13 protein-coding genes, 1 tRNA gene and 1 pseudogene are annotated in these 12,246 nt (G+C 44.3%); 4 read left to right on the plus strand and 11 right to left on the minus strand.

From position 1 onward, the window contains the following. From ACOCD9_RS11235 to ACOCD9_RS11260, 6 genes and pseudogenes are all read right to left on the minus strand, one after another. A pseudogene (locus ACOCD9_RS11235) lies at positions 1-89 on the minus strand (IS200/IS605 family transposase); the annotation flags it as partial. Between the two features lie 303 nt (positions 90-392). Next, complete coding sequence (locus ACOCD9_RS11240; protein ID WP_419547485.1) at positions 393-1,394, minus strand: pentapeptide repeat-containing protein; 1,002 nt, start codon at positions 1,392-1,394, stop codon at positions 393-395. Between the two features lie 697 nt (positions 1,395-2,091). Further along, positions 2,092-2,412, minus strand: coding sequence for a type I restriction-modification system subunit M N-terminal domain-containing protein (locus ACOCD9_RS11245; RefSeq protein WP_419547486.1), 321 nt, complete (start codon positions 2,410-2,412; stop codon positions 2,092-2,094). Next, entirely contained in the window at positions 2,409-2,783 is a 375-nt protein-coding gene (locus ACOCD9_RS11250; RefSeq protein WP_016515882.1) for a hypothetical protein, read from the minus strand. The genes ACOCD9_RS11245 and ACOCD9_RS11250 overlap by 4 nt, the downstream gene beginning before the upstream one ends. Before the next feature lie 42 nt (positions 2,784-2,825). Beyond that, positions 2,826-3,713 (minus strand): alpha/beta fold hydrolase, encoded by an 888-nt coding sequence (locus ACOCD9_RS11255; RefSeq protein ID WP_419547487.1) that lies wholly within the window; start codon positions 3,711-3,713, stop codon positions 2,826-2,828. Positions 3,714-3,831: 118 nt separating this feature from the next. Beyond that, positions 3,832-4,539 (minus strand): SIMPL domain-containing protein, encoded by a 708-nt coding sequence (locus ACOCD9_RS11260; protein WP_042790756.1) that lies wholly within the window; start codon positions 4,537-4,539, stop codon positions 3,832-3,834. Positions 4,540-4,873: 334 nt separating this feature from the next. On the opposite strand from ACOCD9_RS11260, the gene ACOCD9_RS11265 reads away from it, so the two are divergent. Continuing rightward, entirely contained in the window at positions 4,874-5,857 is a 984-nt protein-coding gene (locus ACOCD9_RS11265; protein ID WP_419547488.1) for a hypothetical protein, read from the plus strand. Between the two features lie 417 nt (positions 5,858-6,274). Further along, positions 6,275-6,877, plus strand: a complete 603-nt coding sequence (locus ACOCD9_RS11270) for a Uma2 family endonuclease (RefSeq protein WP_419547489.1) — start codon at positions 6,275-6,277, stop codon at positions 6,875-6,877. A gap of 120 nt (positions 6,878-6,997) precedes the next feature. On the opposite strand, the gene murA is transcribed toward ACOCD9_RS11270, so the two are convergent. Then, positions 6,998-8,311 (minus strand): UDP-N-acetylglucosamine 1-carboxyvinyltransferase, encoded by a 1,314-nt coding sequence (gene murA / locus ACOCD9_RS11275; protein WP_419547491.1) that lies wholly within the window; start codon positions 8,309-8,311, stop codon positions 6,998-7,000. 191 nt (positions 8,312-8,502) lie between these two features. Here murA and ACOCD9_RS11280 point away from each other — a divergent pair. Beyond that, positions 8,503-8,586: transfer RNA gene (locus ACOCD9_RS11280), tRNA-Leu, on the plus strand. A gap of 62 nt (positions 8,587-8,648) precedes the next feature. Further along, on the plus strand, positions 8,649-9,440 hold the full coding sequence (locus ACOCD9_RS11285) for a TrmH family RNA methyltransferase (RefSeq protein WP_287702030.1): 792 nt from the start codon (positions 8,649-8,651) through the stop codon (positions 9,438-9,440). Between the two features lie 75 nt (positions 9,441-9,515). Here ACOCD9_RS11285 and ACOCD9_RS11290 read toward each other — a convergent pair whose 3' ends face one another. From ACOCD9_RS11290 to ACOCD9_RS11305, 4 genes are all read right to left on the minus strand, one after another. After that, a complete protein-coding gene (locus tag ACOCD9_RS11290) occupies positions 9,516-10,289 on the minus strand; it encodes a hypothetical protein (protein WP_287702028.1) in 774 nt (257 codons plus the stop codon). Positions 10,290-10,663: 374 nt separating this feature from the next. Next, positions 10,664-10,849, minus strand: a complete 186-nt coding sequence (locus ACOCD9_RS11295; RefSeq protein WP_287702027.1) for a hypothetical protein — start codon at positions 10,847-10,849, stop codon at positions 10,664-10,666. Between the two features lies 1 nt (position 10,850). Beyond that, positions 10,851-11,417, minus strand: coding sequence for a zeta toxin family protein (locus ACOCD9_RS11300; RefSeq protein WP_287702024.1), 567 nt, complete (start codon positions 11,415-11,417; stop codon positions 10,851-10,853). 61 nt (positions 11,418-11,478) lie between these two features. After that, positions 11,479-11,967 carry a DUF29 domain-containing protein gene (locus tag ACOCD9_RS11305; RefSeq protein ID WP_287702022.1) on the minus strand — a complete coding sequence of 163 codons (489 nt, stop codon included), beginning with the start codon at positions 11,965-11,967 and terminating at the stop codon, positions 11,479-11,481. Positions 11,968-12,246: the final 279 nt, after the last annotated feature.

The raw sequence follows: 12,246 nt of genomic DNA on the forward strand, positions 1-12,246 counted from the left end.
TCGAAAACGGCTTTACGATATTTGGCTGGGAACACTAAATGATATAGCAAAACACTTACATTATGGCTCTTATGGATGTATTCACTCATTTTTCTATTATACGCCGCGAGCGGCGGGGAATTAGACCCGAAGAGATTAAAGCATATCTAAAGAGTTTTGAGTTAAAAGTTAAACTTCAGGTTTTCATTTAGAACTATTGTACTAATTAACTAATTTTTTGGTTAAAATTAGTTAACCAACCATTATAACATATAATTAATTTGCAAGAGTTATATAATTTATAATTCATAATTCCCACTCCCAACTCCGGCTCTCCCTTTTGCCGAAGAAAAACCCCACGGTTATAGAAATCTTGGCGGAAAAGTCTCTACAACCAGGTTTTTCTAGGAATATTAGGAAAGGAGATTGCCGCGACTACCGTTAGGAAGAATAGTTTCTTCAAGGGAAGCGGAAAGAAGATTATTTTCGGTTAAAATCGCCCCGATTAAATTAGCTCGTTTGAGATTAGCCCGTTTAAGATTGCTTCCCACTAAATAACTTAAGAGTAATCCGGCTTGGTGTAGGTTAGCACCGGAAAGGTTAGCGGAGGCTAAATTAGCACCGAGAAGATTACAACCGGTTAAGTTAGCTTGGCGAAAATTGGCTTTATTCGCGTCAGTTTTGCTTAAATCGGCACCGGTTAAGTTAGCGCCCTCAAAATCACTACAATTGAGGTTAGCTCCCGTCAGATTAGCTCCTTCTAGGTTAGCATAACGTAAATCCGCCCCGCGTAAATCCGCCCCGCGCAAATCGGCATAGCTGAGGTCGGCGTATTGAAGGTGGCAGTTTTCCAGATTAGCTTGATAGAGATAGGCTCGAATTAGGTTAGCCTCTTTTAAGTTAGCATGGCTAAGATTAGCAGAGCTAAGAATAGCACGAGTGAGAATAGCCCGTTTTAGATTAGCTTTCCCCACCATAGCATGGGTTAAAGTGGCTGAGGTGAGATTAGCCGCTTCCAGATTCGCCTTGAACAGTTGGGCAAAAAGTAAGCTACTGTGAATTAAACAGGCAGAACTTAAATCAGCCTTTTTCAGAATGGTATTACTCAAAATTGCGCCGCTTAGGTTACTTTGGTGCAAATTTGCCCCAGAAAGAGCGGCTTTAGTCAGGTTAGCATCGATAAGACAAGCTTTGCTTAAATTAACTTCTTCTAGGTCAGCAGCCTTGAAATTAGCGTTAATTAAACAAGCTTCGGTTAAATTGGCTTGTCTTAAGTAACTATGACTTAGGTTAATCTGGTTTAAACACTGTCTCTTTAAATTGACTCCGCTAAGTCTGACTTCCGCAAAGTTGCGTTCACCTCGATTATACAGTTCGATTAGATGTTCACGATCGGTTAAGGCATTGCTACTCATAAAATAACTAAATTGTCCTGGAAGGTGATTTCCAGAGAATTGGTTGGGGAAAATTACTGATCATGAAGTCGATCTCTAGGATTAGTACAGGGAGCGACTGGGGATTTTTGCGAATAAATAGAAATTTTCAACCAATTACGGGCTTAAAATCCCTATTGGCAATCACTGAAACGGGTAAATAACTACAAGAATCGGGGTTCAATACCAAAAACAACCTCTACCTAAACCCGCCACTTGTTACCAGCCAGGTCTAGGCATTAAATTAGAGAAGTCTTGTGCGTCAGTTTTTCTGACTGAATCTACTGCCTCGCCGATGTCTTGACTCGGTATCATACAGTTGAATTTGTTAGGTCTGCTTAGTCAGTCCAGTAGCCAACAGGCTAAAACTCTTAATCACCAGATTTCGGGGACTTTCTAGTTGAGCAATCATAAAACTTCGTAAAAGTCAATCCCTCTTAAGGATAAATCGCCCCATTCTCTTCCCTGAAGCCTTGGCTCAACCAGCTTATCAGGTTGTGGTCTGTTTTGGCAAGAGGGGTTAATGGCTTTTCAGTAATTCCCAAGGCAAACGGTAACACAGAATACAGAATCATTCTTACTCTTGCCCTTCAAAATGAAGTAAAGGGTTTGAACAGTAGGTTTCGGGGGAATGGAAGTCAAACAACTGGATTTTATGGGGATGCTGAACTATTTCCAGTTAGTTATCGCCGGGATAACTGACCCTCGAATTGCCCAGTTGCCTGGGATCATCGAGGAGTTTCTCGAAGTCGTAGGGACAACTGTTATAGAAGGCAAATCCTGATTTTTTGCACAGGAGGGGATCGAGGTTGTCGAGCTTGTCTTTGTAATGGTGGTAGGTTGTCAAGACCTCCTCTTGGGTCGGCTCTAACACACAGTCGAGGCGACGCAACACGGTGAAAGGCAATATAACATCTTGATATTTGCCGCGCTTAAAGGTGTCGCGGATTAAATCCGCGATACTCCCAATAAAACTCACCTTCTCACCGAAGTTGTTCATCTGTTAAGACCGCAGTTTCCCCGCGACCAACCCCATTCTTCCACTCCCACGGAAATTTGCGAACCGGGACGGACATCTCCTTTCGATAAGTCTATCAGAGTGACACTGACTGCGGCGAATAAACTGCCCCGATAAATCGGTTGTCCTTTGTTGTTGGTATTTTTAAAACTAAGGCTAGAAACTTGGGGAGGTTGACCGGAGCGCGTCCAGCGAATGCGCTCAAAACGTCCATTGATAAATTCTGCTGAATAGGACCAACCGTTATTCATGCGGCCTCGACAAAAAAGCTGTTGTGTGGCTACGGTAGGGGGAATATTGACAGATAAACTCAGAAGGCTGAATGTAGCGAGAGCGATCGGCAAAAATTTCATAAAAGTTGGCACTATAGGGTCAAATAATCCTATTATAAGTTTTTAGTTCGCAAATTTAACTATCGCGGCCGCGGTAAGTTCCGGTTTTTCGAGATGGGGAACATGACCACAGCGAGGAATCCAGACCAGTTGATTATTAGGTAAAGCCTGCTGAAATATCTTCGCGTCTTTTGTGCCTAAAATTTGATCGTTTTCTCCCCAAATAATCAGCGTTTCTCGGTTTATTTGGCTTAATTTCGGCAAAAATGCCCCATAACCGCCACTTTTGGTAAAGGAGATTAAAGCCTCACTCCAGTGGGGACAATTCAGGTGCAGATTGGCACAGGTGCAAGCATCAACAGTGGCCAAAGTTGCATCAAAATAGGCAGTACGACTGATATTTTGGCGCACGCGGGGATTGGCTAAAAAATTAGTTGCCCACTTATCGAGGGGAGAAAACATCAATTTACCCAAAACTGGGGGGTTAGCTAGTCCTGCGCTGTCAATCAGGACTAATTTCGCCACTATTTCCGGGTAGGAGAGGGCGAAATCCAGGGCCACTGCACCCCCCATGGAAGCACCGACTAAAATTATCGGTTCTGCGATCGCAGTTTGCCAGAAATGGTAAAGATGGCTTTTAATAGTTTTCGGAGATACTTGTAAATCTGGGTATCGCTCAGTAAAACCGAAGCCGAGCAGATCTATCGCCCAAGTTTCCCTATTTTGGGCGAGTAAAGGTAGTAAACGCCGAAATTCCAGCAGGGAACTATCAAAACCGTGTAGAAGGAGAAAAGGCGGTTGACCTTGCCCTTGTTGACTATAGGTAGTTAGAATCGATCGAGGATAGATGGGGCTATCGATGGCAATTTGTTGGATATTTTCGAGGAGAGCAAGGGAGGTATCTTCACTCAATCCCTCGCTAACAGTGGGTAAAAAGTTAGGATAATTCACGGATGAGGGGGACAGTTTTTTCTAGAGTTTCCGAACATCGGCGTTGATTTTATCAGCCTGTATCCAAGATTTCTGGTCAAAAAAAACCCAGGCTGATAACTGATAGCTGAAAGTTATCTTAATAGCTAATTTCGAGGGTGACAGCAGCGCGCAGGGTTTGTTCCCCTCCGATAACCGGGCTACTGGCAGCATCGGCACTCCGAAAAACCGCTTCTGAGCGGGCTATTGGCACGGGATTACTGGTATTACCCACTTGGATAGAAACCGTTTCTTTCGGCACTAAACCGAGGGCTTGTAACACGATTGTGGCCTGTTCTCTAGCTTGTTCCGTGGCTTTGATGAGAGCGGTTCTTTGGGCAGCTGCGATCGCTGATTCCCCAGCAGTAAAACTGACCCCATCGATGCGTGTTGCCCCGACTTTCACCGCTTCATCGATTAAAATACCCGCTTGGGCTATATCAATCTGAAAACTAATCAAATTAGCCCCGATATAACCGATTAAACGTCTTTGATTGTTGCTGAAGTCGTAATTGGGCTGTAAACTAATGCCGGTGGTTTCCAATTTTTCCACTTGACGGGAACGGAGAAATTTAACCACCGCATCGCTACGAGTGGCGGTTTCCCGCTGCACCTTACCCGCTTCTTTGCCTTGAACTTCTACCCCTAAGCGCACTATTGCTTGAGAAGTGGCGATATTTTCTATTCCTTCTCCCGTTACGGTAATTGTCCTCAATTCTCTTTCGTTTGCGTAACTAGGCATAACTAATCCGGTGTTGATGAGGATAAGGGACAGCAAAAAAGCCAAGCAAAATTTTCTGTAATTCATGAAAAATCCGTAGCGATCGATACTATATTTCGATTCTAGCCTTTATTTTGGGCAATTGATCGCAAGATTATCCCTTTTCTGTCACTTTCGGAATATTGGTGACTAAGCTCTGGGAACTTGAGAAGGGGCCTTTAAGCAATGAGTGTGAAGAACCACAGAGACACAAAGAACACAAAGACCGATCGCTATTATATAAGTTAAACTTGTTACACAAAGAATAAGAGATCCGATTGGTTCGCACACTGGTGCTGTTGATTAAAAAGATAAATTCTCAAAACTTGCTATGATCTAACAAGATTGTTAATGCACTTTCTCGGCTTAATTATCCCCTGCAATGACGCGCCAAATTCACGACCAATTTGCCAAGGAATATTTAGAAGAACTCTTAGCGTCTCTAGGGACGATTAAAAAGAGCAAGAAAGTCAAGAGTGAAGTTCAAGAAATCGATGTCTGGTTTGAACCAGACAGTTCAGCATCAAGGACTGAATTACCCTTGGGCATACTCGGTAAAATGACGGCGACTTGCTGCTTATTTGAACCTTTCCGTAACCCACCCTCGGAGGTAGAGATTCGCAGCTGCATCTCAAAGTTATATGCGGTTCATGGCGAAGTCTTAAGGAAGGCGAAAAGGACAAGCAAAACTCTAACCGAAGCTGAACTACCAGTTCTCTGGATTTTAACGCCTACTTTTTCAGCGAGAATGATTGAAGAAGTCGTGGGAATCCCCCCTTCATTCCTACCAGAAGAGGGGATGAAAGAGGAGTGGGGAAAAGGAGTTTATTTTTCCCCTAGCCTGTTCAAAACAGGAATCGTCGCCATCCATCAATTACCAGTCAATGAGGAGACTTTATGGTTGAGGGTGCTAGGGAAAGGAGGGACACAGAAACGAGCAGTAGAAGAATTAGTGCAATTGCCTGAAGGTAATCCTTTCCAAGAGAATTTACTGGAAATTCTGGCCAACTGGCGCAAGAGTTTGGAATTAAGAGATAATTTAAGTGCCGAAGAACAGGAGGACATCATGAACTTATCACCAGCTTATTTACAACAACGAGAAGAGTGGAAACAAGAAGGGATACAAGAAGGGATACAACGAGGGATACAAGAAGGGATGCAAGAAGGGATACAACGAGGCAGTTTAGAAGAACGGTATTCCCTGATAACCAGTCTTCTGGAAGGACGTTTTGGCAGCCTAGATGCAGAATTATCTGGTCTGGTGGAACAGATTGCCCAACTTCCTATCTCGGAACGCACCGGGTTACTTCTTTCTCTGGCTAATTTATCTCGCTCAGAACTGTTAGAAAGATTCAGGGAAAATTAAACTTTCACTCCCCCTAAGCTAGGAAAAACTATCCCCAAGCATTAATAGAAAACGGGTTTCTCGGAGAAACCCGTTTTCTGTGCGTTACTCAACGGATTTAGTATGACAACTGATAAAAACCCCTCCAATTAATGAAGGGAAATTGTCGGATTTTATTGATGGTATTAGGAGACTTTTGTGGTTTCTTTTTCTGAAAAGACGGACAATAAAAGGAAAATACACACTTTTGTCTTTATAACTGTATTTTAAGCTACATTTTTATAAATATTTACATTCCTCTCCGTCAGGCTTCTTTGGCAACTTTAAGAGCGATCTCCTTCTATCTTTTAGTAGTCAATAATGCCGATGACAAGAGCTAAGTTAAGATTGAAGGGCATTCAGTTGTTAACTCATGTAATTCTTGAGTGGGGGTAAACGATGACGACACTACTTGTGCAAGCGACCTCGGCTCCTTTGATGATTGATCTTCCTTGGATTATGCCGATGACGGAGGAGCAGTTTTATGAATTTTGTTTAGCCAATCGAGATTTACGCATTGAACGCAGTGCTAGTGGAGAAGTGATCGTTATGCCTCCTGCTTTTTCAGATACGGGTAATCGCAATCTTAATATAGCTGTGCAACTGGGGAGTTGGTCAGAACTAGATGGGACGGGGCTTGGGTTTGATTCTAGTGCGGGTTTTACGCTGCCCAATGGTGCGACTCGTTCACCGGATGCTGCTTGGATTAAATTAGAACGCTGGAATGCTTTAACAGAAAAACAAAAAACCTCTTTTGCCCCCATCTGTCCCGATTTTGTGATTGAATTACGTTCTGCTAGTGATACGGTATCCAGTTTGCAGAAAAAGATGGAGGAATATATTGCCAATGGTACTTTATTGGGTTGGTTAATAGATCGCCAAAATCGCCAAGTCTATATTTATCGTCCCTATCGAGAACCGGAGATTTTAAATGCTCCTGAAACCATTAGTGGTGATCCAGAATTGCCGGGGTTTGTATTAGTAATGGCTAAGATTTGGTAAATGCGATCGCTGATGAAAGGTTCCGTCAATATAGAACAACCAAGCACGATTAACGCTGTCCTATATTGTTGCTCACGGGAATTCTCAACACTGATAGAACAGCGATAACTAATCATCCTGTTAAGATTGGGTCAGGGTAGCCAATTCTAAGGCTAAAGGATCAACCCGGCGTAAATTTGCCCCTAATGCTCTTAATTTACCCTCTAAATTATCATAACCTCGATCGAGGTGATGGAGTCCCTGCACAATAGTAGTCCCCTGGGCTGCCAATCCTGCCACCACCAAAGCTGCCGAAGCGCGTAGATCCGTGGCCATCACCGGCGCTCCGGAGAGGAAAGGCACACCGCGCACTAAAGCCACATTTCCTTTGACCTTGATATCTGCTCCCAGACGCTTTAATTCGGCCACATGACGCAGACGATTTTCAAAAACCGTCTCATTAACCACGCTACTGCCCTCGGTTAAAGTTAACAGAGCCATAAATTGGGCCTGCATATCCGTGGGAAAACCGGGATAGGGCAGGGTTTCGATATCGGTGGCTTTTAAGTCTCTAGGGATAATCCGCAGACGATTGGGTCCATCTTCCACCACTTCCGGACCGATTTCGTGCAGTTTGGCAATTACCGAAGCTAAATGGCTGGGAATCACGGGATAAAGACTAATTTCTGAGCGGGTAATCGCCCCGGCTATCAGTAAAGTCCCGGCTTCAATGCGATCGGGAATGATACTGTAATCGGTACTGTGCAGACGGGAAACTCCCTCGATGACAATTGTATTGGTCCCAGCACCGCGAATTTTTGCCCCCATGGAAACACAAAAATCGGCTAAATCAATCACCTCCGGCTCCTGGGCTGCATTGCCGAGAATGGTTTCCCCTTCTGCTAAAGTCGCCGCCATCATTAGGGTTTCCGTCGCTCCCACACTGGGATAATCCAGATAAATATTCGCCCCTTTCAGACGACCATTACCCTTAACGCGGGCGTGTACCATGCCGCCGTCAATTAATACATCTGCACCCATTGACTGTAGGCCTCTAACGTGCAGATCCACTGGTCTGGCCCCAATGGCGCAGCCGCCGGGGAGGGGAACTTTTGCTTCTCCTAAACGGGCTAAAATCGGTCCAATGGCAAAAAAACTGGCCCGCAACTGGGAGACGAGATCGTAGGGCGCTTGAGCTTGTTTGAGGTCTCTGCCATCAATCTCTAGTCTATCTCCGGTGCGACGGACTTGCACGCCCAAAGCCGAGAGAATTTGACTCATCCGCTCGATATCGGCCAGGGCAGGTACATTACCAATCTGGCACTCGTCGGAGCAGAGTAAAGCACCCGCCATAATCACTAGAGCGGCATTTTTGGCACCACTGATCTTAACTTCACCCTTGAGAGAGTGACGACCTTGAATTTCTAAATAGGGATGCTCGGTATCGATGGTCATAGGATGATTCATTTATCTTGGTTGGGAGTCTTGGCTAAGGAAAGCTTCGGTAAAATTAGACTGCATCTTATCAGATTTTTGAACGAATTATCGGTGATTCTACCCCGAAAAACGATTTTTGTCTTAATTATCTGAACTATCTTGACTTATGGATTGTCCGATAGTATAATAAAAGATTGTGAAAGAAAAACGCGGAACTGGCGGAATTGGTAGACGCGCTAGATTCAGGTTCTAGTGTCTGCAAAGACTTTCGGGTTCAAGTCCCGAGTTCCGCATTATCTCCCTCAAAACGTAGTTATTTAGGGCAGCCCTAGCGGGGTGAAAAATCCGATTGGCTATGATTAGCAGTGTTCAAAACCCTTTAATCAAGCAAATTCGCAAGCTACACCGCACTAGAGAGCGACAGGAGCAGAATTTGTCCTTAATTGAGGGAACGCACTTACTAGAGACGGCTTTAGCCCTGAATTGTTCCCTAGAAACGGTTTGTTATACTGAAAAGTGGCAGCAAAGACAGGGAGAATTAGCGGAGAAGCTTCAAAATCAGGCGAAACGAGTCGAGATAGTTTCCCCGGAAGTCCTCGCTTCCCTAGCGACAACGGTTAATCCCGATGGTGTGATTACCACTATTGCCCGTGATCACCTTCATCCAGTCCCCCAAAATCCGCTACAATTGGGCTTAGTTTTGGAAAGATTGCAGGATCCGGGTAATCTCGGCACTATTATCCGCACTGCCGTGGCTACAGAGGTACAGGGTATCTGGTTAAGTCTCGATAGCGTCGAAATCGATAACCCCAAAGTGATCCGCAGTTCGGCGGGGGAATGGTTTCGATCGCCCCTGGTGGTAGAATCGGATTTATCGGCTTTAGTGAAAAAATATCAAGCACAGGGGGTAAAAGCGATCGCGACTTTACCCACAGCCACCAAAAACCACTGGGAGATTGATTTTACCCGTCCGACTTTAATATTATTAGGCAATGAAGGAGCCGGTTTATCGCCCCAATTAGCGGCTTTAGCCGATGAAACGGTGAAAATTCCCCTCTTTGGTGGTGTGGAATCTTTAAATGTTGCGATCGCTACTGCTGTCATCCTCTACGAAGCTAGAAGACAATTAAGCTGCCCGCGCATTTGAATTGCTTGTTGAGATGAGGCACTCATGCAAGGGGCAAGAGGCAACAGTAAAGAGATTGGGGGAGATTTAGCCAATCTAAGAAAGTGATAGCAAAGTAGCGATTGCGGGGAGCAGTTTTGCACATGACTCGGCCAGTTTGGCAGCATCGGGCAAACCAGCAATCGTTCCTTTGAGAATTTTCAAAGCAGTTTTTGCCGCTTTTTGGAGTGCATTATCTTCGGGTTTCTGTCCTGCTTCTGCCAGGGTTTTGACCTGTTCCATCGCCTCCGCTTTATCTTCCGGCGCTAGGTGGGATTCATTTTTGATCGCAGATTGAAGCTGTTCGAGCAGTGTGGCCAGTTGAGTTGCTTCAGGGGTATTCGTCGATTGCAGTTGACCGATGCTGTTCGTGACCACACCGCTAATTTGTCCGAGTGCAACCCCGGTCATGGTTTGGTTTTCGCCTGCGGCGGCAATTCCGCTCACGTTTCCCTGTACGCCGCTGATGTTGACGTTTCCTTTATTTTCTGTCATAGTTTCTACATGGTTGTAATAGTTTTTCGCGTAAACCTTTTGGCTGCTGATGGCGGGTTCAGCAAAGTTAGAATCAACCGCTTCATAAGCTTCTCCTCTTAGAGCGCCCTTGTATTCATCCGAGGCTATTCTTTGCCACTTAATATAACGATGGTCTTGTAATGTAGCGAGCTCTGAGAATTCGACCTCAGGACAGCTATCAGAACCCGTGTAATTTGGCCAACTAGGGCCGTTGAAAACCTGACAACCCCACAAAATATTGCCCTCGGGAAGATGACCAGCCCGTACTTCTTTGACTATCCATCGTAAAAGGTTTTTTTGATTTTCTGTTAACATAATTTATACCTCGAAAGGTAAAGAACAGTACTATTATACTATGTAGTTTTGATTTTCGTAACGGGAATTTGCTAAAACCGACATCTATATAGGGTCTGCTGAAAAAGTACGGGCGAAGCATTCGGATAGAAAATCTACGGTTTCACTGATAGGTTATTGCCCGAATGCTTCGCCCCTACAGGACACGGGCCGATGAAGACGCAAGGTTTTAAACGAAGATTCTCTCAAAATCTTGCACCCGTGAGAGCAAAACAGAACCCTAAAACCCTTACCTCGTCTATATTTCACATTTATTCAGCAAGCCCTATATAAATCCCTCGGATAGGTGAAACTGTTTCTATGAATAGTGAAATTTGAGACAGTCAACCAATTTTTTACACTTCCGTTTTTTTGGCAAGTTTTGGCGGAATTTGGGCGGCTGTTAAGGTGACAATTTGGCCATCTTTGAAAATGCTGATAGACTCTCCTAAGAGGCGGTGTCTCTCAATTGCTTCTGCGATTGCGACTCTAACACCTGTATCGATTTTCTGATGCAGTTCCGTTAAGGTGGGTTCATTCATTTTAGTTTCTGGTAATGATTCGGAAGGTGTCTGGGTTATAAATAATAGGAGGTTGATTAAATCCTAACGCAGCAACTAAGTGCGGCTCATCCCCAGAATTATCATAGATCACCCAAGTATCGCATAAAGGTAAATACAACTGCATGAGGTTAATACGTCCCCGCTCATAACGACGACGAACCACATCTTCAGGAATATTATGACCGCCACTGGCTACCCTTCTGTGAACTCTCTCTAAAGCTAATTGTGGACTTTGTAGCCAAAAATAAATAAGATTGAGCCTATAGCCAGAACTGCGACAGTCTCTCAAAAAACGGGCAAAATGTCGGGCTGCCAGGGTGCTTTCAAAGGCAAAATCTATTCCTTGGCACTTCAGTGTTATCAGTCTTTCTAACATCAACCGTCCTGCTTGGATAGCAACCGACTCAGGATTAAAAGGTGAGAGTCCGGCGGCAATTTCATCGGCGTTAACGTACTCGATAACGCCTAAAAAGTTGGGTAAAATTTTTTTAGCGACGGTGGTTTTCCCGGAACCATTGGGGCCAGCAATTAGATAAACGTCAGACATGAGGGAAAAGCTCGTCCTCCAGATTATTTTGAGATAACCTCGAACTAACTATCAGTGGCTCTCAACTTTCCGTAAAAAAAGGTGAGATATCGATGGGGAACCAATCCCCGTCTAATACTTGTTCGAGAGTGAATATAGACTCTAGGGGAATTATATTTTTATCGACAATTCTCCCATCAATTAGGGTTTGTCTTGCGTCTGAATAGGCCTCCCCAAAGGAATTAATGGCATGATTTTTTAGCGTTGGGGTTTTGATCTTTTTTTTCAGTTGCACTCGAAAAGTGGCTATCTCTCCCAGCCAATGACGCGCGTTTCGTTCTCTTTCCGTTGTCCAATAACTCAGTTTTAAAAGATGAATCAATAGTTGAGTTAATAAACTTTCGACGGCCTGGCGCTCGCTTCTCCCCATGCACTCCACTTCCTCGATCAGATTTTCCCAGTCCACTCCGTCAAACTCTTTTCGCTTTAAAAGTTCGGCGGTTTTTTCTGTCCAGAGAACAAAATCTTCCTCGTAGAGAACGGAGAGCAATAGCGGGGTTTGTGCGGTCATAATAGATTTCTGGGGTTGCTGATTTGTGATAGGAATCTTCTTGTGTGGAGTTTTTAAAACCTAGAGCCAAACTAAGTAGCTGGTTATAATTAAATTAAAAATGGATTTTAGGTTTGATCCCCCCTTCCCCCCTTGATAAGCTATCCATTAGTCACATCTTTCTTAACATAAAATTTGACAAAAAGAGAAAAGTGTGCAAGATGGCTCAAGGGGGTTCTATGGGGGGACTAATTTGATGAGATAGTTTCCAAGTCTGGCTGATATCATGTAACCTTCGCA

The organism is Microcystis sp., assembly GCF_048564745.1.
GTDB classification, from domain to species: Bacteria; Cyanobacteriota; Cyanobacteriia; order Cyanobacteriales; family Microcystaceae; genus Microcystis; species Microcystis ichthyoblabe_A.

Bases quoted from the DNA above. Each gene is read 5' to 3' on its own strand.
- ACOCD9_RS11240 (WP_419547485.1), bottom strand. From the start codon at position 1,394: ATGAGTAGCAATGCCTTAACCGATCGTGAACATCTAATCGAACTGTAT.
- ACOCD9_RS11245 (WP_419547486.1), bottom strand. From the start codon at position 2,412: ATGAACAACTTCGGTGAGAAGGTGAGTTTTATTGGGAGTATCGCGGAT.
- ACOCD9_RS11250 (WP_016515882.1), bottom strand. From the start codon at position 2,783: ATGAAATTTTTGCCGATCGCTCTCGCTACATTCAGCCTTCTGAGTTTA.
- ACOCD9_RS11260 (WP_042790756.1), bottom strand. From the start codon at position 4,539: ATGAATTACAGAAAATTTTGCTTGGCTTTTTTGCTGTCCCTTATCCTC.
- ACOCD9_RS11265 (WP_419547488.1), top strand. From the start codon at position 4,874: ATGACGCGCCAAATTCACGACCAATTTGCCAAGGAATATTTAGAAGAA.
- ACOCD9_RS11270 (WP_419547489.1), top strand. From the start codon at position 6,275: ATGACGACACTACTTGTGCAAGCGACCTCGGCTCCTTTGATGATTGAT.
- murA (WP_419547491.1), bottom strand. From the start codon at position 8,311: ATGACCATCGATACCGAGCATCCCTATTTAGAAATTCAAGGTCGTCAC.
- ACOCD9_RS11285 (WP_287702030.1), top strand. From the start codon at position 8,649: ATGATTAGCAGTGTTCAAAACCCTTTAATCAAGCAAATTCGCAAGCTA.
- ACOCD9_RS11290 (WP_287702028.1), bottom strand. From the start codon at position 10,289: ATGTTAACAGAAAATCAAAAAAACCTTTTACGATGGATAGTCAAAGAA.
- ACOCD9_RS11295 (WP_287702027.1), bottom strand. From the start codon at position 10,849: ATGAATGAACCCACCTTAACGGAACTGCATCAGAAAATCGATACAGGT.
- ACOCD9_RS11300 (WP_287702024.1), bottom strand. From the start codon at position 11,417: ATGTCTGACGTTTATCTAATTGCTGGCCCCAATGGTTCCGGGAAAACC.
- ACOCD9_RS11305 (WP_287702022.1), bottom strand. From the start codon at position 11,967: ATGACCGCACAAACCCCGCTATTGCTCTCCGTTCTCTACGAGGAAGAT.